The sequence below is a fragment of the Burkholderia sp. FW306-1C-G01B genome, from assembly GCF_058781685.1.
Genome location: NZ_JBYSWZ010000004.1, coordinates 181295 through 202238 on the forward strand (window position 1 = coordinate 181295; position 20944 = coordinate 202238).

The following is a 20944-nucleotide window of genomic DNA, read 5'->3' on the forward strand; positions in this document are numbered from 1 at the left end:
CGGAGAACAACAGCCATGTCGGATAAACATCTGTCGAGCCAGTTCGACGCGGACCTGAATGCCGTGTCGTCGAAAGTGCTGGAAATGGGCGGGCTCGTCGAGTCGCAGATCGTCGGCGCGATGCACGCACTCAACGAATTCGATCGCGATGCGGCCGAGAAGGTGATCGCGGCCGAGGAAACGTTGAACGCGATGGAAGTCGAGATCGACCAGGAATGCGGCAACATCATCGCGCGGAGGCAGCCTGCCGCGCGCGACCTGCGTCTTTTGATGTCGATTTCGAAAACGATTACGAACCTCGAGCGTGCCGGCGACGAGGCAGAGAAGATCGCGAAGCGCGTGCGCCGCCTGGTCGACGAGCCGGCCGCGCGCGCGGTCAACATCGCCGAGATCAAGGTGTCGGGCGAGATGGCCGTGACGATCCTGCGCCGCGCGCTCGACGCGTTTGCGCGTCTCGATACGGTGGCGGCCGCGCAGATCGTCAAGGACGACAAGGAGATCGACATGGAATTCCGCGCGTTCGTGCGCAAGCTCGTGTCGTACATGCAGGAAGATCCGCGCACGATCTCGGTCGGCCTCGATTACCTGTTCATCGCGAAGGCGATCGAACGGATCGGCGACCACGCGAAGAACATCGCCGAATTCATCATCTACATCGTGAAGGGCACGGACGTGCGGCACCAGCCGCGCGACACGCTCGACCGCGAAGCCAACAGTTAACGCGATAACGTACAGGAAGAAAAGAGGTGCCGATGCCCAGCAACATTCTCGTCGTTGAAGATGAGCCCGCGATTTCCGAACTGATCTCGGTGAATCTCCAGCACGCCGGTCATTGCCCGATCCGCGCGTACAACGCCGAACAGGCGCAGAACCTGATCAGCGACGTGCTGCCCGATCTCGTGCTGCTCGACTGGATGCTGCCGGGCAAGTCCGGTATCGCGTTTGCGCGCGACCTGCGCAACAACGAACGGACCAAACACATCCCGATCATCATGCTGACCGCGCGCGGCGACGAGCAGGACAAGGTGCTCGGCCTCGAGATCGGCGCGGACGACTACGTGACGAAGCCGTTCTCGCCGAAGGAACTGATGGCGCGCATCAAGGCGGTGCTGCGCCGTCGTGCGCCGCAGCTGACCGAGGACGTCGTGTCGATCAACGGGCTGCGCCTCGATCCGGCCACGCATCGCGTCGCCGCGCATGCGGAAGGCAGCGAGATCAAGCTCGATCTCGGCCCGACCGAATTCCGCCTGCTGCATTTCTTCATGACGCATCCGGAGCGCGTGCACAGCCGCACGCAACTGCTCGACCAGGTGTGGGGCGACCATGTGTTCGTCGAAGAGCGAACCGTCGACGTGCACATCAAACGATTGCGCGCGGCCTTGAAACCGGCCGGCTGCGATGCGATGATCGAGACCGTGCGCGGCAGCGGCTACCGGCTCGCCAAGCACGCGTAACGTATCCGGACATGCCGTGTGCCACGGCATGCCGTTCATTCTTTCGGACGCTGAATCATGAACATCATCTGGGCGCGCTTTCTGGTGTCGCTCGTGCTGCTCGTGCTGATCGGCGTATTGGTCGGCGTCTTTGCCGGCCCGACCGCGGGCCTCGTGTTCGTGGCCGTGATGCTGATCGCGCAGGGCTTTTTCAGCACCTTCCATACGCAGCGTCTGTGGCGGTTGCTCGATGCGCCCGTCTACGGCGAAGTGCCGAGCGCGCCGGGCATCTGGGGCGAGATCTACTACCGGCTGCACAAGCTCGCGAAGCAGTGGCATGCGCAGGTGCGGCAGGTCGAACAGCAGCATTCGCGCTTCATCCAGGCGATCCAGGCCTCGCCGAACGGCGTCGCGATGCTCGACGACCACGACCAGATCGAGTGGTGCAACGCGATCGCCGAGGTCCATTTCGGTCTCGATGCGAAGCGCGACCTGCGCCAGCACGTCACGAACCTGGTGCGTCATCCCGAGTTCGTCCGCTACCTGAATGCGCAGCATTACGACGAGACGCTCGTGATGCGCGGCATGGGCGGCGCGCGGCAGAACGTGCTGGCCGTGCAGGTGTTTCCGTACGGCGAGAACCGCAAGCTGCTGCTCACGCAGGACATCACCGAGCTCGAGCGTACCGACGCGATGCGGCGCGACTTCGTCGCGAACGTGTCGCACGAATTGAAGACGCCGCTCACCGTGCTGTCCGGCTTTCTCGAGACGATGCGCGAGCTGCCGCTGAACGAGGAAGACCGCGCACGCTATCTCGAGATGATGGAGCAGCAGGCGTCGCGGATGCGGCACATCGTCACCGACCTGCTGGTGCTCGCGAAGCTGGAAGGCGAGAGCAAGCCGCCGGTCGATCGCGCGATCGACATGCGTGCCGTGTTCGACCATCTGAAGGAGGATGCGCAGACGCTGTCGAACGGGCATCACGACATCGCGTTCTCGATCGACGAGACGCTCGGCGTCACGGGCGCGCAGACGGAGTTGTTCAGCGCGTTCGCGAATCTCGTCACGAACGCGATTCGTTATACGCCGGATGGCGGCAAGATCGTCGTGTCGTGGCGGCGCGAGGGTGCGCAGGGCGTGTTTTCCGTCACGGACAGCGGCTTCGGCATTCCGGCCGCCGACCTGCCGCGGCTGACCGAGCGCTTCTATCGCGTCGACCGCAGCCGCTCGCGCGATACGGGCGGCACGGGGCTCGGGCTCGCGATCGTCAAGCATGTGCTGCAGCGGCACGATGCGCACCTGTACGTGCAAAGCGAGGAAGGGCGCGGCAGCACGTTCACCGCGCGGTTCCCGGGCTCGCGCGTCATCGCGATCCGGCCGGCCGCGTACGAGGCATGATCGCGTAACGGCATCCGTCGCTCGTTCGGCGAGCGGCGGCACGCCAGGCAAGAAAAAAGCGCAGCCCGCGTATGTGAGCTGCGCTTTTTCATTGGCCGTGCGGCGCGCGATTCGCGCCGCACGGCAGGATCACGAGCAGAACTTCGCGAGCAGCCCGAGCTGCGCGTTGCGGACCGTCTTGCCTGCGCGGCGCCGGCGGTAGTGACCGTCGCTGAGCATCTGCCAGGCCGACTGGTTGTCGCCGAGGCACACCGACAGGCCTTCGGCGATCACGCGCCGCTTGAGCTTGCGCTCGCGGATCGGGAACGCGACTTCGACGCGGCGGAACAGGTTGCGGTCCATCCAGTCGGCGCTCGACAGATAGACGTCCTCGGCACCGCCGGCGTGGAAATAGTAGATCCGGTGGTGCTCGAGGAAGCGGCCGACGATCGAGCGCACCGTGATGTTTTCCGACAGCCCCGGCACGCCGGGCTGCAGCGCGCAGACGCCGCGCACGATCAGGTCGACCTTCACGCCGGCCTGCGACGCTTCGTACAGCGCGGCGATCACCGTCGGCTCCAGCAGCGCGTTCATTTTCGCGACGATGCGCGCGCGTTTGCCGGCACGCGCATTGTCGATCTCCGCGCGGATCGATTCGACGATGCGCGGATGCAGCGTGAACGGCGACTGCCACAGCTCGTGCAGCGTGAGTTCGCCGCCGATCCCGGTCAGTTGCTGGAATACGTGGTGGACGTCCTCGCAGATCTTCTGGTCGGCCGTCATCAGCCCGAAGTCGGTATAGAGGCGCGCCGTGCGCGGGTGGTAGTTGCCGGTGCCGAGGTGCACGTAGCGGCGCAGCGTCGCCTTGCCGGCCTGCACGACGCGCCGCACGATCAGCATCATCTTCGCGTGGCACTTGTGACCGACCACGCCGTACACGACGTGCGCGCCGACGGCTTCGAGCTGCGATGCCCAGTTGATGTTGGTTTCCTCGTCGAAGCGCGCGAGCAACTCGACGACGACGGTCACTTCCTTGCCGTTGCGCGCGGCTTCCATCAGCGCGTCCATCAGCGGCGAATCGGTGCCGGTGCGGTAGATCGTCTGCTTGATCGCGACGACGCTCGGATCCTTCGCGGCCTGCTGCAGCAGTTCGAGCACGGGCTGGAAGCTCTCGTACGGATGATGCAGCAGGATGTCGCCGTCGTCGATCGCATCGAACATCGTCGGCGCGTTCGCGATCGCGGGCGGGGTCGATGCGGTAAACGGCGCGAACTTCAGGTCGGGGCGGTCGACGAGATCGGGAATCTGCATCAGGCGCACGAGGTTCACGGAACCGGCCACGCGATAGCAGTCCTTGTCGCGGAGTTCGCTTTCCTCGAGCAGCCGCCGCACGATGTGCTGCGGCGTATCGGCCGACACCTCGAGGCGCACCGCGTTGCCGAGGTGGCGCGCGGGCAGTTCGCCCTGCAGCGCGACGCGCAGGTTCGTGATTTCGTCCTCGTCGACGAACAGCTCGCTGTTGCGCGTGATGCGGAACTGGTTGCAGCTCTTCACGACGAGTTGCGGGAAGAGTTCGCCGACGAAGCGCTGCATGAACGAGCTCAACAGCACGAAGCCGTGCTCGAAGCCCGACAGCGCGTGCGGCATGCGCACGACGCGCGGCAGCGCGCGCGGCGCCTGCACGATGCCCATCACGGCCTGGCGGCCGAACGCGTCGCGGCCTTCGAGCTCGACGACGAAGTTCAGGCTCTTGTTCAGCACGCGCGGGAACGGGTGCGCCGGATCGAGGCCGATCGGCGTCAGCACGGGCAGCAGTTCGTCGAGGAAGTAGTGGCGCGCCCATTCGAGCTGCTCGTCGTTCCACGAGTCTGTCGCATGGAAATAGATGCCTTCCTGTTCGAGCGCGGGCAGCACGGTTTCGTGCAGCATCGTGTACTGTCGATGGACGAGCCGTTGCGCGCGTTCGACGACGAGATCGTAAGCATGCTGTAACGACATGCCGTCGGGCGTCAGCGCGCCGGGGTTGTCGCGGATCTGCTCCTGAAGGCCGGCCATCCGGACTTCGAAGAATTCGTCGAGGTTGCTGCTGGTGATGCAGATGAAGCGAAGGCGCTCGAGCAACGGAACTTGCGGATCGGCTGCCTGGGCCAGCACGCGCTCGTTGAAGCCGAGGATGCCGAGTTCACGATTGAGAAGCGGGTAGCGGACGGACATCGGCAGAGTAGAGGGGGATTCAGGCGATGATTCGAAAGGACGCTCGGAAACTCTCACGGTACGATGACGTGCTGATGACAGTAATGGTTTTATGTCGACAAATTCTACGCCCTAACCGATTCGTCGCATAAATGTTTCGGCCATATACACTTGAGCAGTGTGCATGCCCGTGAAGCGTGGCAATGGCAAGCGTTCCACGCTTAAAATGTCGCCTTTGATTGATCGCCCTGGGTTGCCGGACCGGCTGCCGCGGGCGAACGCGCACGGAGCCCCATTCTGATGGTTACAACCCCCCACTTGCTGGCTGCCGTGGATCTCGGCTCGAACAGCTTCCGGCTGATCGTCGGTCGCGTCGAGGAAACGTCGGCGGGCAGCCAGATCTATCCCGTCGATGCGCTGCGCGAGCCCGTTCGGCTGGCTGCTGGCCTGTCGAGCGACAAGATGCTCGATCGCGCGTCGCAGGAGCGTGGCTGGGAGGCGCTCAAGCGGTTCGGCGAGCGCCTGCGCGATTTCCATCCGGATCGTGTGCGCGCGGTGGCGACCAACACGCTGCGTGTCGCGAAGAACGCGGCCGAATTTCTCGGCGAGGCCGAAGCGGCGCTCGGTTTCCCGATCGAAGTGATCGCGGGCCGCGAAGAAGCGCGGCTGATCTATGCGGGCGCCGCGCACTCGGTGCCCGCAAGCGCCGGCAAGCGGCTCGTCGTCGACATCGGCGGCGGCTCGACCGAGTTCATCATCGGCTCGCACTACACGCCGATCGTGATGGAGAGTCTCTATATCGGCTGCGTGAGCCACAGCCGCACCTTCTTTCCGGCCGGCAACGTCGACGAATACACGATGCGGCAAGCCGAGCTCGCGGCCAAGCGCGAGATCCAGATCATTTCGAGCGAGTACAAGAAGGCCGGGTGGGACCAGGCGATCGGTTCGTCCGGCACCGCGCGTGCACTCGCGGAGCTCGTCGAGGCGAACGGCTTCAACGATCCGGGCATCACGCACGGCATTTCGCGCGGCGGCCTCGAGCGGCTGAAGCGCGCGCTGATCAAGTCGGAGAACGTCAACCGGCTGAAGCTGGTCGCGCTGAAGCCCGACCGCGTGCCGGTGCTCGCGGGCGGCCTCGCGATCATGCTCGCGGTGTTCGAGGAGCTCGGCGTCGACTACGTCGATACGACCGACGGCGCGCTGCGTCTCGGTGTGCTGTACGACCTGCTCGGCCGGACGCAGCACGAAGACATGCGCGCGGTGACCGTCGAGGGCTTTACTCGCCGCTACGGCGTCGATCGTGCGCAGGCCGAGCGGATCGGTGCGCTCGCCGCGCGTTTCTACGACGAACTCGATGAAGCCGACGACGAAGCGCGCGAGGAAGGCCGGATGTTCCTCGGCTGGGCGGCCGCGTTGCACGAGATCGGCCTGTCGATCTCGCACAGCGCGTATCACAAGCATTCGGCCTATATCGCGAGCAACGCGGACATGCCGGGCTTTTCGCGCACGGACCAGGCGCGGCTCGCCGCGCTCGTGCTCGGTCACGCGGGCAAGCTCGGCAAGCTGTCGCAGGCGCGCGACGTCGAGTGGCCGCTGCTGTTCTGCTTGCGGCTCGCGGCGCTGCTGTGCCGGCGCCGGACCGATGCGGGGTTGCCGGACATTTCCATTTCGCAGATGAAGAAGGGCGGGTATGAAGTGCGCTTGCCGAGCGCGTGGGTCGAGCAGAACCCGCTGACCGACTACAGCCTCAGCCAGGAGGCTGCCGAGTGGGAGAAGGTCGGTATTCCCTATCGCGTGGTGTATACCGGCGCGTAACAGGCTGATAGCGGGGCCCGGACGGGCTCGCGGGCGGGGCGTGCGGTTGTGGCCCTCAGGCGTGACGCATGATCGTCCTGACGATTGCTCAGTCCGACGAGCAGACGATCGCGGTCAGGAACGGAAACGCCTGCTTGACGGTTGCGTCGCTGCCGGCCTTGCGCACGGCTTCCTCCACCGCGCCCTTCGTGCCGCGCACCACGACGCCGTAGGCCCAGTCGCCGATCGGCGTGCCTTCGCCCGGACGGAAGATCGGGTCGTTCGCCTGGTAACCAAGCACGACATAGACGCCGAAGCCGTACGCCGTCAGCGAGCGGTTCGTGCGGAATGCGTTGACCGAGTTCGATTCGACGTGCATCGGCTCCGACTGGATGTCGCCGGCGGCGAGCAGCGGCGCGACGAACTTGTGGCCGGTCGAATGGCAGTCGAGCGCGTCGTCGAGCGCCTTCGCGGACGCGGTGCCGGTGGTCGCGAGCGCGAACAGCGATGCGCAGAGGGCGATCTTGAGAATGTTGTTTTTCATGCGCGGATGCGGGTTGTTCACGCGCATTATCGCGTGTTCCCGGAAGTGTCGCGCGCGGGCTGCTTGTACGCGTCGGCAGCCTGCTGACTTGTGGCCGCGATCTGCTGCCTGCGGTTGCAGCGATGCGCCATGGGCGCCGGGATGCGGCAGAGGCCAACGCGTTGTCGCCTGGCCCCCAATTGATCCCTGCAATGAATCGGATGACCGCGAGCCGGGAAGCCCGGCGACCGGTTCAAGGATCCGGAAACGGAAAAGGGGTTACACGCTTTTGGCATGTAACCCCTTGATTCCTTTGGTCGGAGCGATAGGATTCGAACCTACGACCCTCTGATCCCAAATCAGATGCGCTACCAGGCTGCGCTACGCTCCGACGAGCCAAAGATTGTATCGTCTAATTACTGATTCGGTCAATCGCGATATGCGGGTAAATGCCGCGGCGGTGAACCGGCCGCGATTTGCGACAATTCGCACGATGATCGGCCGGCCCACACGTGTGCGGGGCCGCTTGCCGAAGCAAGGAGAACATCATGATGAACCTGATCCTGTGGCGCCACGCCGAAGCCGAAGACTACGCGGCGAGCGATCTCGCGCGCCAGTTGACCGTTCGTGGCCGCAAGGACGCGCAGGCGATGGCCAAATGGCTGCGTGGCCGGCTCGAGTCGAACGCCGTGATCCTCGCGAGCCCGGCGGCCCGCACCGTGCAGACCGTCGAGGCGCTGACCGACCAGTACCGGACCGTCGACGCGCTCGCGCCGGGCGGCGGTGTCGACGACGTGCTGGCGGCGGCCGGCTGGCCGGAAGGCATCGCGCCGACGGTCGTGATCGTCGGGCACCAGCCGACGCTCGGCAGCGTCGCCGCGCAACTGATCGCCGGCAGCGACGACAGCTGGAGCGTCAAGAAGGGCGGAATCGTGTGGCTCGCGAGCCGCACGCGTGACGGCGGCCGGCAGGCCGTGCTGCGGGCAGTATTGACGCCGGAACTGGTGTAAAGCAGGCCTGACGGGGATTAACGGGATTCATCATACGGCTTCGCAAGCTTTCTGCTAAAGTCAATTCGGCGACACGTCATTGAAAGGACACGGTCGTGCCACATAACGGTCACGGCCGATTACTACATTGGCGGGCATGTCGCCTTATTCCTTACGACCAGGAAAGCCTAATGCGAGAACTGCCGACGCCTACGCTCCCCTTTGCCTCGCTGCCCCTCGACACGTCGCGGCGGCACCTGCCGCGCGCTGCTGAAACCGTTACATCGGAGTACCGCCTGCGTGCCGCATGGGCCCGCACGGAAGACGAATTGCGCGAAGCGCAGCGTCTGCGTTACAGCGTGTTCGCCGAAGAGATGGGCGCGCAGGTCAGCGGCCCCTCCGGTCTCGACGTCGATCCGTTCGATGCGTACTGCGACCACCTGCTGGTTCGCGATCTCGATACGCTGAAGGTGGTCGGCACGTATCGCGTGCTGCCGCCGCACGAGGCGGCGCGTGTCGGCCGCCTGTACGCGGAGGGCGAATTCGACCTGTCGCGCCTGACGCACCTGCGCGGCAAGATGGTCGAGGTCGGCCGCTCGTGCGTGCACAGCGACTACCGCAGCGGCGCCGTCATCATGGCGCTGTGGGGGGGCCTCGGCGCGTACATGATGCAGAACGGCTACGAGACGATGCTCGGCTGCGCAAGCGTGTCGATGGCCGACGGCGGCCACTATGCTGCAAACCTGTACCAGTCGCTGTCGGCGAGCTCGCTGACGGCGCCCGAGTACCGTGCGTTCCCGCATACGGCACTGCCGGTCGATGAACTGCAGACGGGCGTCGCCGTGGTGCCGCCGCCGCTGATCAAGGGCTACCTGCGTCTCGGCGCGAAGATCTGCGGCGCGCCGGCCTGGGATCCCGATTTCAACTGCGCGGATTTCCTGACGCTGTTCCGCCTGTCCGACATCAACGCGCGCTACGCCCGCCACTTCCTGGGCTGAGCCGTCTGAATCGCGGCGCGCCCGTCCCGGGTGCGCGCGAGCAAACGCCGTCGTGCGGCAGCCTGCCGCGCGACGGCGTTCGTGCATTCGGTCAACGTGCGTGTATCCGGCCCTGTTAATTTCGACGATGCGCGGTTCCTGCCGTGCCACGGGATGGCACGTTCGCGAACGGCCCGGGTTCGACGCGGGCCGAACGGCGGGGCGGCTCGCTCAGTGCTTGCGGCGCCAGTCGAGCAGGTGGTGTTCCGCCATCCAGTGGTGGATCATCCCTTCGCCGTCATGGCTGCGCTTGTATTCCCGCGCCTCGAAGTACGACAGCGCGGCCAGCACCATCAGGCCGATGAACAGGCCGATCAGGCCCGCAATTTCCTCAGACGACATGGCAGCCTCCTTCCCACGGCACAGCGCCATGCGTACATAGTAGGACATGCGCGGCGCGACCCCGAAACCGGATTTCCGCTAGACTCGGCGCGGTCCTGGCGCGCGATGGGCGCGCCGATTTCCGGAGCCATACCCGATGACCCGTTTCATGCTGGCCGTGCTGGCCGCAGCGCTTCTCGCGGGCTGCACCAGCGATCCTCGTCAGGCCCGCCGCGGCCACCCGCCGGAAGATCCGGCCGACTATCACGGCGTGCCGACCGACATGACGCCGCCTTCGATGCTCGATGCGCCGCCGCCGAAGCCCGTGCAGTAACGGTCGGCCTGGGCGGCTGTCAGGCGCGTGCGGCGTGCGCGTCGGCGCCGATGCGCCGCAACAGCCCCGGCAGGTAGCGCGCGAGCGTCGCGCCGCGCGCGGCCATGAACAGCAGCAGTGCGAACCAGAGGCCGTGATTGCCGAATGTGCCGACGGCGAGCGTGGCCGCGATGAAGATCGAGAACGACACGATCATCGCGCGCATCAGCGATTGCGTCTGCGTGGCGCCGATGAACACGCCGTCGAGCAGAAAGCCCCAGACCGACACGATCGGCGAGATCGCGGCCCATGGCAGGTAGCGCAGCGCGACTGTACGGATCTCGGCCTGATCGGTCAGCCGCGCGACGATCCAGCCGCCGCCGGCCCAGTAAACGAGCGCGAACAGCAGCGCGCCGAGCGCCGACCAGAACAGCGTGACGCGCACGGCTTGCCGGAATGCGCCGCGGTCGCGCGCGCCGGCTGCCGCGCCGACGAGCGCCTCGGCCGCATGCGCGAAGCCGTCGAGGCCGTACGCCATGAAGGTCTGGAAATTCAGCAGTAGCGCGTTCGCCGCGAGCGTCGCGTCGCCCTGTTTCGCGCCGAGGTGCGCGAACCAGCCGAATGCGCCGAGCAGGCACAGCGTGCGAAGAAAGATGTCGCGATTGAGCGCGATCAGCCGCTTGAGCGCCGCGCGGTCGGCGAGCGCACGCGCGTCGATTGGCCCGAGGCCGCGCGGCCGTAGTCGCCACAGCATCCACGCGCCGAGCGCGAAGCCGCACGCGTCCGCGGTGGCGGTCGCGGCGCCGATGCCGGCGATGCCCCAGCCGAAGCCGTACACGTAGAGCAGCACGGCGCCGATGTTTACCGCATTGATGAACACCTGCGCGACCAGCGCGAGCCGGACGCGCTGCACGCCGAGCAGGTAACCGAGCACGACGTAGTTCGCGAGCGCGAACGGTGCGCTCCAGATTCGCGCGTGGCTGTACGAGAGCGCCGTCGCGCGGACGACATCGCTGCCGCCGAGCGCGGTCAGCGCGAACGACAGCAGCGGCACCTGCAGCGCGAGCACCGCGGCACCGAGCGCGAATGCGACGATCAACGCGCGCAGCAGGTTCAGGCGGATGCCTGCGTCATCGCCGGCACCGTGCGCCTGCGCGACGAGGCCGGTCGTCCCCATCCGCAGGAAGCCGAAGCCCCAGAACACGAAATTGAAGAACAGCCCGCCGAGCGCGACGCCGCCGAGATACTGCGCGCCGTCGAGGTGGCCGGCGACGGCCGTGTCGACGGCGCCGAGGATTGGCTGGGTCAGGTTCGCCAGGACGATCGGGAAGGCGAGCGCGAGGACGCGCCGATGCGTGACGGTGGCCGAACCCGTGCCGGCCCCGTGCGGTAACGCGGATTCGGACATGGCGGACGCGTCAGGCGCGTTCCTGCACGCAGACCCATGGCGACACGACGACCGCCCACAGCTCCGGGTTGCGCGCCGCGTAGTCGGCCGCGGTTTCGGCCGGCATGCGCGCGACGAGGCCGGCAGACAGCCAGCGCGTGACCTGTTCGGCTTCGTCGCTGGCGATCGCTTCCGCGACGCTGACGAGATCGAGGTCGCGCGCGACGGACAGCAGCTTGCCCTGCGCGAAGAAGCGCTCGAGATCGCACCAGTCGATCTTGGCGGTCTCGCCGAGGAGTTTGGCGTAGAGCGGGCTGTTCGGCGCGCCCGCGGCGGATTGGCGTTCAGAGGACATCGGTTTTTTGGAAAGACTGCGTGGCGCCACTATAAACCATCCGGCCGGCGGCCCGAGCGGGGGGCGGACGGCTCACGCGTCGCGCAGCGCGCGGCGCACGATCTTGCCGGTCGCGGTCATCGGCAGGCTGTCGACGAACGCGATCGCGCGCGGATACTCGTGCGCGGCGAGCCGTGTGCGCACGTGGGCCTGCAGTGCGCTGACGAGCGCATCGTCGCCGACGTGGCCGGGGTTCAGCACGACGAACGCCTTGACGATCTCGGTGCGCGTCGCGTCGGGTACGCCGACGACGGCCGCCATCCGCACCGCCGGATGCGTGAGCAGGCAGTCCTCGATCGGGCCCGGGCCGATCCTGTATCCGGCGCTCGTGATCACGTCGTCGTCGCGGCCGACGAAGCGCACGAAGCCGTCGGCGTCGATCGTGCCCGTATCGCCGGTGAGCAGGTAGTCGCCCGCGAACTTGTCGCGGGTCGCGCCGGGATTGCGCCAGTATTCGAGGAACATCACCGGGTCGGGGCGGCGCACCGCGATGCGGCCTTCGACGCCGGGCGGCAGCGGCGTGCCGTCCGCGTCGACGATCGCGACCACGTGACCGGGCACCGCCTTGCCGATCGCGCCCGGCTGCGCATCGAACAGCGCCGCGCACGACGACAGCACCATGTTGCATTCGGTCTGCCCGTAGAACTCGTTGATCGTCACGCCGAGCGCGTCGCGTCCCCAGGCCGTCAGCTCGGTGCCGAGCGATTCCCCGCCGCTCGCGACCGATTTCAGCGACAGCGCGTAGCGTTCGCGCGGTGCCGCGACGGTACGCATGAGTTTCAGCGCGGTGGGCGGCAGGAATGCGTGGGTCACGCCGTGCCGTGCCATCAGCGCGAACGCCGCGTCGCCGTCGAATTTCTCGAAGCGGCGGGCGAGCACGGGCACGCCGTGATGCCAGGATGGCAGCAGCACGTCGAGCAGGCCGCCGATCCACGCCCAGTCGGCCGGCGTCCAGAACAGGCGCGCGTCGCGCGGGAAGCATTGCTGCGACATCTCGACGCCCGGCAGGTGACCCAGCAGCACGCGATGCGCGTGCAGCGCGCCTTTCGGTTTGCCGGTCGTGCCGGACGTGTAGATGATCACCGCCGGATCGTCGGCGGCCGTGTCGGCCGGTGCGAAGTCGGGCGATTCGGCGGCCAGCGCCGCATCGTAGCGCAGCACGCCCGGCGCGTCGGGTGCATCGTCGCCGATGCAGTAGACGGTATGCAGTGCCGGCAGTTGCGCGCGCAGCGGCGCGATTTTCGCGTAGCCGGCCGCGTCGGTGACGAGCGCGGATGCTTCGCTGTTCGCGAGCCGGTATTCGAGCGCATCGACGCCGAACAGCGTGAAGAGCGGCACCGCGATCGCGCCGAGCTTGTATGCGGCGAGATGCGCAATGGCCGTTTCGGGGCCCTGCGCGAGAAAGATGCCGATCCGGTCTCCGCGTCGCAGGCCGGCGCGCACGAAGCTGTTCGCGAGCCGGTTAGAAGCATTCCTCAGGTCGTCGAACGTGAGTCGAATCACGTTGCCTTGCGCGGTTTCGTGGATCAGCGCGAGGCGCCCGCTACCGTCGGCCCATTTGTCGCAGACGTCCACGCCGATGTTGTAGCGGGCCGGAACGGCCCAGCCGAAGCGGGAGAGCAGGTCGTCGTAGCGGTCGGCGGCGGGCAGCATCGCGGGTCTCCTGGGTGTCGAACGTGGCGTCGGGCGAACGGATTACATCAGGGTTTCATGCAGACGAATCGACAATGGTGACTGCTGATAGGGAATGTTCGGACTCGTCCAATAGCCACGGCTCAGTGCACGATTCCACAATGACGCATAAGATCACGACACAACAGTGATAGGACCATGGATTTGCTTCTGATTGCTGCGGGGTTCAGCCTGATCGGAATCGGCGTGCTGGTGGCATTTGCCCGTCACGTCGATCCGCTGTCCGGCCGGTTTACCGGCCGTCTGCGCAAGCGCTGATTCAACCTTCCCGATTTTGCCCGAGACGGCACGCGATGCACACCGGCATCGCGCGCCGGCTGTCGCGCGCTCAGCGCGCGGGCAGGTAGCGTGACGGATCGATCGAGCGGCCGCCGTAGCGCAACTCGAAATGCAGCGCGACGCGATCGCTGTCGCTGTTGCCCATTTCCGCGATCGACTGCCCCTGCGTGACCGACTGGCCTTCCTTCACCAGCAGCGCGCGGTTGTGCGCGTATGCGGTGAGGTAATCGGCGTTGTGCTTCAGGATGATCAGGTTGCCGTAGCCGCGCAGCCCGTTACCCGCATAGACCACGACGCCCGGCGCGGCCGCGATCACCGGCGTGCCCGGCGAGTTCGCGATGTCGATACCCTTGGATTTCGAGCCGTCGAACGTGCGGACCACATTGCCGGCCGCCGGCCAGACCAGCGAAATGCTCGTGGCCGGCTTGACGGCCGATTCGACCGGCGCGGAAGGCGCGGGGCGGGCGCGGCCCGCGCTGCCGGTGCCGGTGGTCGACGGCGTCGATGCGGTGGTCGTGCCGGGCGGCGGCGCGACGCGCAGCACCTGGCCGACTTCGATCGCATCGGGGTTCGCCATCTGGTTCCAGCGCACGATGTTCTGCACCGACGTGCGGTTGTCGCGCGCGATCTTGTAGAGCGTATCGCCGCGCTCGACGCGATAGAACCCGGGGCCGACAGGCGCGGAGCCGCACGCGACGAGCAGGGCGGCGCAGGCGGCTGCGAAGAGTCGCTTCGTTGTTGTTCCGAACATTGAACCTCGCAAGACCCTGCCGCGCACGACGCGGCAGGCAACACAAAACGTCCGATTTTAACGGGTTCGACCCGCGCACCGCAGTTTGGGGCCTTGGTCGAGGTCATCGCGCGCCGTTTCGGCGCGCCCGTTGTCAGCCTGCGAGCGGGATCACGCGAATTCGCAGCGTGGCCGTTTCGATCGCGCCGGGCGCGAGCATGCGCAGCCCGAGGCCGTTGTGGATCGCATCCGGCAGGCCGAGCCACGGCTCGACGCAGTAGAAGTCCGAATCCGGCTTTTCGGTCCAGGTCGTGACCGCGTACCACGGGATCGAGCCCGGCACGTCGAGCGCGATCTCGATCGTGCGGCGGCGGCCCGGCATCACGATGCGCACCGGCGCGGACGGCTCGCCGTCGAGGCGGTGGAAGCGATCGAGGATGTTCGGATCGTCGAGGCTGTAGCGTGCTTCACCGGGTTCGAGCGGGCTGATCGAGCCGTCTGCGCGTTGCTGGCAGATGCGAGTCGGCGGCAGCTCGAGTGTCGTGTCGGCACGTTCGCCGTGCGGCAATGCGAAATAGAAGTGGTGGCCCGCGTAGTAGGGCAGCGGCGTATCGCCGCGATTGGTAGTCGTGAGCGCGACTTCGAGCGTATGCGCGTCGGCCAGCCGGTAGGTCGTTTCGAACCGGAAATCGAACGGGTAGCTCGCGCGCAGCGCGTCGTTCGCGTCGAGCGTCATCGACAAGGCGGCGCCGTCGGCCGATGGGTGCGCGGCGAACGGCAGGTCGCGCGCGAAGCCGTGCATCGGCAGGTCGCGGACCACGCCGGCGGCGTCGCGCCAGCGGCCGAGTTCACCGTCGACGCGGTGGCGACCGAGGAACGGGAACAGCAGCGGATTGCCGCCGCGCACGCGCGCGAGGTTGCTCCAGTCGGCCGTTTCCGGCCAGAAGATGACCGGTTCGCCGTCGACGTGCCATGACAGCAGGCGGCCGCCGAATTGCGGGGCGACCCGGACGAGCGACGGGCCGGCGTGAAGTTCGTGAATGTCGTGTTGCTGGAAGATCGGCATGGCGAATCGGGTTGGGCGGGTGGACGGGACACGGCGCGCTCCATTATCGGGCCGCGGCAGGTCGGGGAAAACCCTTCTCGGGAAATTGCGAGTTTTTAACACTGGCAACGGTCTGGATAATGCCTCTAAACCGGTGATGTTGCCGGGTCATGACACTTCGTGGAGGGGGCCATGGATCTGGCAATGGCAATGGGTATCGCCCTGTTCGGCATGTTCACCGGCAGCACGGTATTATTTTTCTATCAGCTCGGCCGCTGACGGCAATTCCTGCCGAAGTCGAAAGGCCCGCCATGCAAATGGCGGGCTTTTTGCTTTCTGTGCGCTTACAAATTGCAAGCGTTTGTGTGCATTGCCGCAATATCCGGCCAAATGCCTTGGCGCAGTAATCCTGGCTCGGCATAATCGGGGCGCGTTTTTTCGGACGCGCATTGCGTCGTCCGTCTTTCTTCCCGCTTAATCTCGACTAAAAGGACCGACGCGTGAGTCTCTGGTTTCTGGTATTCCTGAGCGTCCTGCAGGGCGTCACCGAACTCTTCCCCGTCAGCAGCCTTGGCCATACGCTGCTCGTGCCGGCGCTGTTCGGCATGCATATCGACAAGCACGCACCGCAACTGCTGCCGTTCCTCGTCGCGCTCCACCTCGGCACCGCGCTGGCGCTGCTGTGGTACTTCCGTGCGCGCTGGATCGCGCTGATCGGCGGCTTCTTCGCGCAGCTCGGCGGCCGCAAGAACGACGACGGGCACCTTATGTGGGCGCTGATCATCGGTACGATCCCGACCGGCATCGTCGGGCTGCTCCTCGAGAAGCGCATCGAACGCGTGTTTCACGACCTGCGGATCGTCGCGATCGCGCTGATCGTGAATGGCGTGCTGCTGTGGCTCGGCGATCGCATCCAGCGCAGCCGCGCGCATCAGGCGCCCGAGAAGATGACGTTCAAGCAGGCGTTCTTCGTGGGCCTCGCGCAGATCGGCGCGCTGATTCCGGGCTTCTCGCGCAGCGGGCTGACGATGATCGCCGGCAATGCCGCCGGGTTGACGGCCGAGAAGGCGGCGGAGTTCTCGTTCCTGCTCGGCACGCCGATCATCTTCGCGGCGGGTGTGCTCGAACTGCCGAAGCTGTTCCATGCGCGCGACCAGCTCGCCGATGCGCTGCTCGGCGGCGTGCTGACGGCGATCGCCGCGTACCTGAGCGTGCGGTTCCTGATGCGCTATTTCGAAGGGCGCGGCCGGCTGGCTTCGTTCGGCGTGTATTGCGTGATCGCCGGCGTGTTCTGTCTCGGCTGGTTCATGCTGCATCCGCAGCCGGTTTGATGCCGCGATGATCGGTCTCGCGTGATGTGACGCGATGATCGGGTATAATTTCGGGCTCGGTTTCATGCCGGGCCCGTTTTGTTTCGAGGGCTTGAGTGTTGGGTGGTGGTGTTGCTGCCACCGTTGCTCAAAGCCTCGTGCCAAATGCAGTCCGCGTCAGGCCGTGTCTTTTCTCCTCGACCGCCCTTAGCTCAGTTGGATAGAGCAACGGCCTTCTAAGCCGTAGGTCACACGTTCGAATCGTGTAGGGCGGGCCAGCTAGAAGCCTTATGCAGCAAGGGATTGCGCCGCTTCCGACAGCGGCGTTTTTTCTTTCTGCTCGACCGACTGCGCCCAAAACGTGACCGTACCTGCGTGCTGCGCCAGGTGGCTGGGCGCAAGGTGCGCGTACTTCTGCACCATCGCGATCGTCTCCCATCCGCCTAGCTCTTTCAGCACCATCAGCGGTGTCCCCCGCTGAACGTGCCAGCTCGCCCAAGAGTGCCGCAGGTCGTGCCAGTTGAAGTCCACCATTCCGGCCGCCTCGCAGGCTCGCGCGAAGTCCCGCTTATCAATCTGCCCGATCAGCTTCGGTGGCCCGTCGCCGCGCGTGTATCCACGCGTGAAGACGAGATCCGTCGCCGTCTGGGCGCGCCGCACAAGCACGCTCATCGCATCCTCATTCAGCGGAACTGACCGGGCCCGTTTCGACTTCGCGCCTTCGTGCGTGATCCACGCATTGCACTGCGCGAGATCTAGCTGCGAGACACGCAGGCCGAATAGCTCGGACTCGCGCATCCCGGTCGCCACAGCCACGATCGCTGCGTCACGCATCCACGGCAAGCGCAGCGCGTTGATCATCTTGGCGATCACCTCGGGTGGTTCCCACCGTACCCGAACATCCGGCTCCTCGAACCGCTGAAGCTTCGGCACGCGGTCGATCCATCCCCATTCAAGGCACAAATTCAGCAAACGCCGGATCGTGTTGACGTATCGATTACGCGTCCCTGGCGCAAGCACCTTCGCCGGTTTCCCGTCGATAATCCGATGCGTTGGGATCGCGTTGAATATGTCGTCGGCTGTCAGCGACCGCACGGGCCGGCCGGCAAACTGATCACGCCAATATTCCGCGTGCCGGATCTTCCCCGCCAAGTCCCGCTGCCCCTGACAGAGAAGGAGAAATCGGACGATCGCCTCTTCGAAAAGCTTTGGAGGTGCCTCTCCAAGCTTGTCCTGACGCCAGAGTTCCGCCTTTAGCCTGTCGTGGTATTCCTGCGCAGCCCGCCTTTCAGTTGTTTCAGTAGATCGTCTAATTCTTTCGCCGCTTGGCGTCCGGAGATCGATAAACCAGATACCGGAACCTTGACGCTTGCGGATTGACATGCATTTTCTCCACCGACCCGCAGCGATAGCCGGGTCAGATTGTTGCGTTTTTCTGATAACCCGGCAAGTCGCGACGGCCAGACCCGCCAGACCCGGGAGCCGGGCAGGCGAAATCCGATTTGTTTGCGCATCGAAAACACGGTGCTATATGACAGCTGCATGCGCTCGGCGACTTGCTGAAGGGTGAGGGCGGTTTCTTCGTGTTCGCTCACTGTTCGACCCTCCTGAATTCGACAACCCACACCCAGGGGTTTGCATCCCAGCCATGCCCGCGCGCGGCGTTCAGACTGTCCCAGAGATCGTGGAACACGCGAATGCTCGGCGGCCGATAGGCGCCGGCGCAGTACCCGCGCATGTGGTGATCCTCGATCGTCACGCCTTCGGCTCGGGCGTCGGACTCGCTGATCGATTGCAGTCGCTCGACGCGCACGCCGGTGATCTCGAGCGTGATGCGCGATGCCGCGCGCGGCATGTGGATCGACGGCCGCCACGTCCTGTACTTTCCCTCGGGCGATTTCTCGCCATCCGGCCCGTGTGGATCTCGGTCGGGCACTCGCACCAGCTATAGCCGGGTGCCATCTGCGCGATACGCTGCATCAGCGCGTAGCCGATGTTCACCATATCGGCGATGCCATGCTGCGCGTCGGGCTCGAAGTTCAGGCCGGCCGGCGCTGCTTTGTGCTGCTCGACAGGGAGTGCGGCGAGGATGGCACGCACCTTTTTCGCCAGTTCATCGCGCGCTGGCACCATGGCGTCGGTTTCCAGACGAGCGAGCCGTATTCCTTCTTCAGCGCGACGCGCACCGTGTCGCCCGTGAGCGCCATGCGCACGGCTTCCTGCAGGCTGCTCTTGCCGGCGCCGTTCGGGCCGGTGAAGAGGGCGACGGGCTTCGCGAGCCGGATATCAGCAGTGCGGATCCCGAGCACGTTCGCCACGTAAATGTCAGTGATTTTCATGATTCCTCTCCCTGCGGTCCGCGCGGCCGCAGCACCGTGCGGCCGCCTTCCGAATCCATCGCACTGACAATGCCTTTCGTTTCGAGCAGCTCGACCAGCCGCGCGGCGCGGTTGTAGCCGATCCTGAACTGGCGCTGCACGCTCGAAATCGTCACTTTCTGCTGCTCGATCACGAACGCTTCGACTTTGGGGTACAGCGGATCCTCGTCTCCGGAGGCGGCTTGTTCCTCGTGCCACTCCTTCCAGCCCTTCACCCATGCGATGCACAGCTCGCCGGCCATCACGGGACATTCGCTCTCGGGCTTGCCTTCGGCGGCCGCCGGCCGGCCTGATGCTGTTCGTCGAGCTGTGCTTGCGTCGGGCCGTCGCCGAGCTTCGGCACCTCGCGGAACTCGGCGTCGACCACGTCGTCCCCGTTGGGGCGCTCGCCGGCCATGCCGTCGCCGTCCTGGTCGGTGTACTCGCGGCCGAGGTCGAAACCGCGCTGATCCGATTCGCCGCGGATCTCGTCCATGCCGCCGGTGTGCTCGCCCGGGTTTGCCACGACGACCAGAACGGTTTTCCCGCTGGCTTCGTAGAGCTCGTGCAGGTTCGGTTGTGAAGCGACCGGAGCGGAACATGTCGGCCGCGAACTGGATCAGCCGGGGCGTTTCCTCGGTGCCGAGCATCACGCGCTTCGCGTTCCTGACCGGGGCGGTCGCGACCTCCGGCGTGCCCTTCGTTTTGAGCCCGATGATCTCGGCTGTACCCGCGGCAGTGGCTCGCCATTCAGGAGCGCAAGGCGATCGAGGAATACCGCCGTCTCAGCAACGAGGCGATCGGTGCGTACGTTCAGCAGGCGTTCGGCCAACGACAGGCGGCGGCATGACGGTGACGATCAGTCGCCGTGACATCGGCAAGGACTTCGTCCGCAAGCTCGGACGCCCCATGACCTACCTCGGCCTCGTCGAGGAAAAGCACCTTTTCATCTTCCGCGATCCGCCGCAGGACTACCTCGCGTTCCGTCCGGATCAGCTCTGGATGCTCGAACGCGTGCGGCCGGAGGCGGCGCCAATCGACAACACGAAGGAGGGCGGCACGTGCTGACCCATCTGTTCGAGCACGCGGCGTTCCGCGCAGGCTGGCGCGTCGGCGTCCTGTTCCGCGAAATCCTGCTGGGCGGTGCGCCTGTGCGGTTTGCCGCGCAGTGGGGGCGTGGCGAACGAAGCGTACGCGGCTACGCGATGTCAATTCCGCACGTTGACACCATGCTTGCATACCGGGCACGACCAGCGCGGATCGACAACGTATACGCCAGCTCTTTGCCCGGGCGTGTACTCGAGAACAACCTTACGTTTCTCTGGGCCGTCGAAGCAGGGCTGACAGAGGAAGTGCGCAGGTACCCCCTGAATCGCGCACTCGCTCTTCAGCGAATACACGAGAGCGCCTTCGCTAACGGCGTGCAGCACGTACTTGTCTCGTTCAGACTGCGTGCGCTCCAGCTCTGCCAGCGTCGTTTTGACTTCACGAAGTTCGTCCTTGAGGTGGTCAATCTCGTCGCGCGCGGACGATTGCTTCTCCTGCAGAGCCAGGGCCGCGTTTTGGACGTCAATGACACGGTCGTTGATCGACTGCTGCATTTCGGCGAGCTTGAGTTCGTCACGCGTGGCGATCGCGGCTTTAGCAAGGTCAATGGTGTTCTTCAGGCCGGCAATTGCGGCTGTCACGGTCATGATCGGCATCTGGTCTCTCGCATTGTTGGTTGCCGTGTGTACTGGCGGCACAACCATCTTAGCGCATGCGCGATGG

General features: G+C 65.7%; 23 protein-coding genes, 2 tRNA genes and 1 pseudogene. 10 read left to right on the plus strand and 16 right to left on the minus strand.

Annotated elements, in window-relative coordinates; genetic code table 11:
• Window positions 1-15 precede the first annotated feature (15 nt).
• From phoU to phoR, 3 genes are read left to right on the plus strand one after another with little or no spacing between them, the layout of a single operon-like run.
• Window positions 16-720 (plus strand): phosphate signaling complex protein PhoU, encoded by a 705-nt coding sequence (gene phoU, locus AC3WLY_RS10350; RefSeq protein WP_310134915.1) that lies wholly within the window; start codon window positions 16-18, stop codon window positions 718-720.
• A gap of 32 nt (window positions 721-752) precedes the next feature.
• Window positions 753-1454, plus strand: a complete 702-nt coding sequence (gene phoB / locus AC3WLY_RS10355; protein WP_027787869.1) for a phosphate regulon transcriptional regulator PhoB — start codon at window positions 753-755, stop codon at window positions 1452-1454.
• Between the two features lie 57 nt (window positions 1455-1511).
• A complete protein-coding gene (gene phoR / locus AC3WLY_RS10360) occupies window positions 1512-2831 on the plus strand; it encodes a phosphate regulon sensor histidine kinase PhoR (RefSeq protein WP_175962430.1) in 1320 nt (439 codons plus the stop codon).
• A 129-nt stretch (window positions 2832-2960) separates the two neighbouring features.
• Here phoR and ppk1 read toward each other — a convergent pair whose 3' ends face one another.
• A complete protein-coding gene (gene ppk1 / locus AC3WLY_RS10365) occupies window positions 2961-5024 on the minus strand; it encodes a polyphosphate kinase 1 (protein WP_072435858.1) in 2064 nt (687 codons plus the stop codon).
• 279 nt (window positions 5025-5303) lie between these two features.
• On the opposite strand from ppk1, the gene ppx reads away from it, so the two are divergent.
• On the plus strand, window positions 5304-6818 hold the full coding sequence (ppx, locus tag AC3WLY_RS10370; RefSeq protein ID WP_492308552.1) for an exopolyphosphatase: 1515 nt from the start codon (window positions 5304-5306) through the stop codon (window positions 6816-6818).
• A gap of 88 nt (window positions 6819-6906) precedes the next feature.
• Here the strand turns inward: ppx and AC3WLY_RS10375 are convergent, their stop codons facing one another.
• Both AC3WLY_RS10375 and AC3WLY_RS10380 read right to left on the minus strand, forming a co-directional pair.
• Window positions 6907-7341 (minus strand): hypothetical protein, encoded by a 435-nt coding sequence (locus AC3WLY_RS10375; RefSeq protein ID WP_492308551.1) that lies wholly within the window; start codon window positions 7339-7341, stop codon window positions 6907-6909.
• A gap of 293 nt (window positions 7342-7634) precedes the next feature.
• A tRNA-Pro gene (locus AC3WLY_RS10380) sits at window positions 7635-7711 on the minus strand.
• Window positions 7712-7868: 157 nt separating this feature from the next.
• Here AC3WLY_RS10380 and sixA point away from each other — a divergent pair.
• Window positions 7869-8330 carry a phosphohistidine phosphatase SixA gene (gene sixA / locus AC3WLY_RS10385; protein ID WP_072436410.1) on the plus strand — a complete coding sequence of 154 codons (462 nt, stop codon included), beginning with the start codon at window positions 7869-7871 and terminating at the stop codon, window positions 8328-8330.
• A gap of 170 nt (window positions 8331-8500) precedes the next feature.
• On the plus strand, window positions 8501-9307 hold the full coding sequence (locus tag AC3WLY_RS10390; RefSeq protein ID WP_492308550.1) for a GNAT family N-acetyltransferase: 807 nt from the start codon (window positions 8501-8503) through the stop codon (window positions 9305-9307).
• Window positions 9308-9517: 210 nt separating this feature from the next.
• On the opposite strand, the gene AC3WLY_RS10395 is transcribed toward AC3WLY_RS10390, so the two are convergent.
• Complete coding sequence (locus tag AC3WLY_RS10395; protein WP_174419115.1) at window positions 9518-9688, minus strand: hypothetical protein; 171 nt, start codon at window positions 9686-9688, stop codon at window positions 9518-9520.
• A gap of 136 nt (window positions 9689-9824) precedes the next feature.
• Between AC3WLY_RS10395 and AC3WLY_RS10400 the strand changes: the two genes are divergently transcribed.
• On the plus strand, window positions 9825-10001 hold the full coding sequence (locus AC3WLY_RS10400) for a hypothetical protein (RefSeq protein WP_165948090.1): 177 nt from the start codon (window positions 9825-9827) through the stop codon (window positions 9999-10001).
• 19 nt (window positions 10002-10020) lie between these two features.
• Here AC3WLY_RS10400 and AC3WLY_RS10405 read toward each other — a convergent pair whose 3' ends face one another.
• The 5 genes from AC3WLY_RS10405 to AC3WLY_RS10425 all read right to left on the minus strand — a co-directional run bounded on the left by AC3WLY_RS10405 (window position 10021) and on the right by AC3WLY_RS10425 (window position 15528).
• Complete coding sequence (locus AC3WLY_RS10405; RefSeq protein WP_492308549.1) at window positions 10021-11388, minus strand: MATE family efflux transporter; 1368 nt, start codon at window positions 11386-11388, stop codon at window positions 10021-10023.
• 10 nt (window positions 11389-11398) lie between these two features.
• The gene (locus AC3WLY_RS10410) at window positions 11399-11722 is read right to left on the minus strand and encodes a DUF2288 domain-containing protein (protein WP_492308548.1); all 324 of its coding nucleotides are present in this window, start codon (window positions 11720-11722) and stop codon (window positions 11399-11401) included.
• A 72-nt stretch (window positions 11723-11794) separates the two neighbouring features.
• Window positions 11795-13414 (minus strand): acyl-CoA synthetase, encoded by a 1620-nt coding sequence (locus tag AC3WLY_RS10415; protein ID WP_492308547.1) that lies wholly within the window; start codon window positions 13412-13414, stop codon window positions 11795-11797.
• A 367-nt stretch (window positions 13415-13781) separates the two neighbouring features.
• Complete coding sequence (locus AC3WLY_RS10420) at window positions 13782-14483, minus strand: peptidoglycan DD-metalloendopeptidase family protein (protein WP_175962444.1); 702 nt, start codon at window positions 14481-14483, stop codon at window positions 13782-13784.
• 133 nt (window positions 14484-14616) lie between these two features.
• Window positions 14617-15528 carry an aldose epimerase family protein gene (locus tag AC3WLY_RS10425; RefSeq protein ID WP_492308546.1) on the minus strand — a complete coding sequence of 304 codons (912 nt, stop codon included), beginning with the start codon at window positions 15526-15528 and terminating at the stop codon, window positions 14617-14619.
• Window positions 15529-16007: 479 nt separating this feature from the next.
• Between AC3WLY_RS10425 and AC3WLY_RS10430 the strand changes: the two genes are divergently transcribed.
• Together AC3WLY_RS10430 and AC3WLY_RS10435 are read left to right on the plus strand one after the other, a co-directional pair.
• Window positions 16008-16838 (plus strand): undecaprenyl-diphosphate phosphatase, encoded by an 831-nt coding sequence (locus AC3WLY_RS10430; RefSeq protein WP_021157259.1) that lies wholly within the window; start codon window positions 16008-16010, stop codon window positions 16836-16838.
• 180 nt (window positions 16839-17018) lie between these two features.
• Window positions 17019-17095: transfer RNA gene (locus AC3WLY_RS10435), tRNA-Arg, on the plus strand.
• Between the two features lie 10 nt (window positions 17096-17105).
• Here AC3WLY_RS10435 and AC3WLY_RS10440 read toward each other — a convergent pair.
• The 6 genes and pseudogenes from AC3WLY_RS10440 to AC3WLY_RS10465 form a co-directional block, all read right to left on the minus strand.
• Window positions 17106-18170 (minus strand): tyrosine-type recombinase/integrase, encoded by a 1065-nt coding sequence (locus AC3WLY_RS10440; protein WP_492332671.1) that lies wholly within the window; start codon window positions 18168-18170, stop codon window positions 17106-17108.
• Window positions 18071-18412: a hypothetical protein gene (locus AC3WLY_RS10445; RefSeq protein WP_492308640.1), complete on the minus strand. Its 342-nt coding sequence runs from the start codon at window positions 18410-18412 to the stop codon at window positions 18071-18073. The genes AC3WLY_RS10440 and AC3WLY_RS10445 overlap by 100 nt, the downstream gene beginning before the upstream one ends.
• A pseudogene (locus AC3WLY_RS10450) lies at window positions 18409-18696 on the minus strand (hypothetical protein); the annotation flags it as partial. The pseudogene AC3WLY_RS10450 and the gene AC3WLY_RS10445, both read right to left, overlap by 4 nt.
• Window positions 18697-18856: 160 nt before the next feature.
• Window positions 18857-19156, minus strand: coding sequence for an AAA family ATPase (locus AC3WLY_RS10455; protein WP_492308545.1), 300 nt, complete (start codon window positions 19154-19156; stop codon window positions 18857-18859).
• Window positions 19153-19437 carry a DNA translocase FtsK gene (locus AC3WLY_RS10460; protein WP_492308544.1) on the minus strand — a complete coding sequence of 95 codons (285 nt, stop codon included), beginning with the start codon at window positions 19435-19437 and terminating at the stop codon, window positions 19153-19155. Before AC3WLY_RS10460 ends, AC3WLY_RS10455 begins: the two co-directional genes overlap by 4 nt.
• Complete coding sequence (locus AC3WLY_RS10465; RefSeq protein WP_492308543.1) at window positions 19437-19670, minus strand: hypothetical protein; 234 nt, start codon at window positions 19668-19670, stop codon at window positions 19437-19439. The genes AC3WLY_RS10460 and AC3WLY_RS10465 overlap by 1 nt, the downstream gene beginning before the upstream one ends.
• A gap of 350 nt (window positions 19671-20020) precedes the next feature.
• Between AC3WLY_RS10465 and AC3WLY_RS10470 the strand changes: the two genes are divergently transcribed.
• A complete protein-coding gene (locus AC3WLY_RS10470) occupies window positions 20021-20242 on the plus strand; it encodes a hypothetical protein (protein ID WP_492308635.1) in 222 nt (73 codons plus the stop codon).
• 140 nt (window positions 20243-20382) lie between these two features.
• Here AC3WLY_RS10470 and AC3WLY_RS10475 read toward each other — a convergent pair whose 3' ends face one another.
• Complete coding sequence (locus AC3WLY_RS10475) at window positions 20383-20877, minus strand: hypothetical protein (RefSeq protein ID WP_492308542.1); 495 nt, start codon at window positions 20875-20877, stop codon at window positions 20383-20385.
• Between the last annotated feature and the right edge of the window lie 67 nt (window positions 20878-20944).

Coding starts and splice junctions, on each gene's coding strand:
- phoU (WP_310134915.1), top strand. CDS start 16: ATGTCGGATAAACATCTGTCGAGCCAGTTCGACGCGGACCTGAATGCC.
- phoB (WP_027787869.1), top strand. CDS start 753: ATGCCCAGCAACATTCTCGTCGTTGAAGATGAGCCCGCGATTTCCGAA.
- phoR (WP_175962430.1), top strand. CDS start 1,512: ATGAACATCATCTGGGCGCGCTTTCTGGTGTCGCTCGTGCTGCTCGTG.
- ppk1 (WP_072435858.1), bottom strand. CDS start 5,024: ATGTCCGTCCGCTACCCGCTTCTCAATCGTGAACTCGGCATCCTCGGC.
- ppx (WP_492308552.1), top strand. CDS start 5,304: ATGGTTACAACCCCCCACTTGCTGGCTGCCGTGGATCTCGGCTCGAAC.
- AC3WLY_RS10375 (WP_492308551.1), bottom strand. CDS start 7,341: ATGAAAAACAACATTCTCAAGATCGCCCTCTGCGCATCGCTGTTCGCG.
- sixA (WP_072436410.1), top strand. CDS start 7,869: ATGATGAACCTGATCCTGTGGCGCCACGCCGAAGCCGAAGACTACGCG.
- AC3WLY_RS10390 (WP_492308550.1), top strand. CDS start 8,501: ATGCGAGAACTGCCGACGCCTACGCTCCCCTTTGCCTCGCTGCCCCTC.
- AC3WLY_RS10395 (WP_174419115.1), bottom strand. CDS start 9,688: ATGTCGTCTGAGGAAATTGCGGGCCTGATCGGCCTGTTCATCGGCCTG.
- AC3WLY_RS10400 (WP_165948090.1), top strand. CDS start 9,825: ATGACCCGTTTCATGCTGGCCGTGCTGGCCGCAGCGCTTCTCGCGGGC.
- AC3WLY_RS10405 (WP_492308549.1), bottom strand. CDS start 11,388: ATGTCCGAATCCGCGTTACCGCACGGGGCCGGCACGGGTTCGGCCACC.
- AC3WLY_RS10410 (WP_492308548.1), bottom strand. CDS start 11,722: ATGTCCTCTGAACGCCAATCCGCCGCGGGCGCGCCGAACAGCCCGCTC.
- AC3WLY_RS10415 (WP_492308547.1), bottom strand. CDS start 13,414: ATGCTGCCCGCCGCCGACCGCTACGACGACCTGCTCTCCCGCTTCGGC.
- AC3WLY_RS10420 (WP_175962444.1), bottom strand. CDS start 14,483: ATGTTCGGAACAACAACGAAGCGACTCTTCGCAGCCGCCTGCGCCGCC.
- AC3WLY_RS10425 (WP_492308546.1), bottom strand. CDS start 15,528: ATGCCGATCTTCCAGCAACACGACATTCACGAACTTCACGCCGGCCCG.
- AC3WLY_RS10455 (WP_492308545.1), bottom strand. CDS start 19,156: ATGAAAATCACTGACATTTACGTGGCGAACGTGCTCGGGATCCGCACT.
- AC3WLY_RS10460 (WP_492308544.1), bottom strand. CDS start 19,437: ATGGCCGGCGAGCTGTGCATCGCATGGGTGAAGGGCTGGAAGGAGTGG.
- AC3WLY_RS10465 (WP_492308543.1), bottom strand. CDS start 19,670: ATGGACGAGATCCGCGGCGAATCGGATCAGCGCGGTTTCGACCTCGGC.
- AC3WLY_RS10470 (WP_492308635.1), top strand. CDS start 20,021: ATGACGGTGACGATCAGTCGCCGTGACATCGGCAAGGACTTCGTCCGC.
- AC3WLY_RS10475 (WP_492308542.1), bottom strand. CDS start 20,877: ATGCCGATCATGACCGTGACAGCCGCAATTGCCGGCCTGAAGAACACC.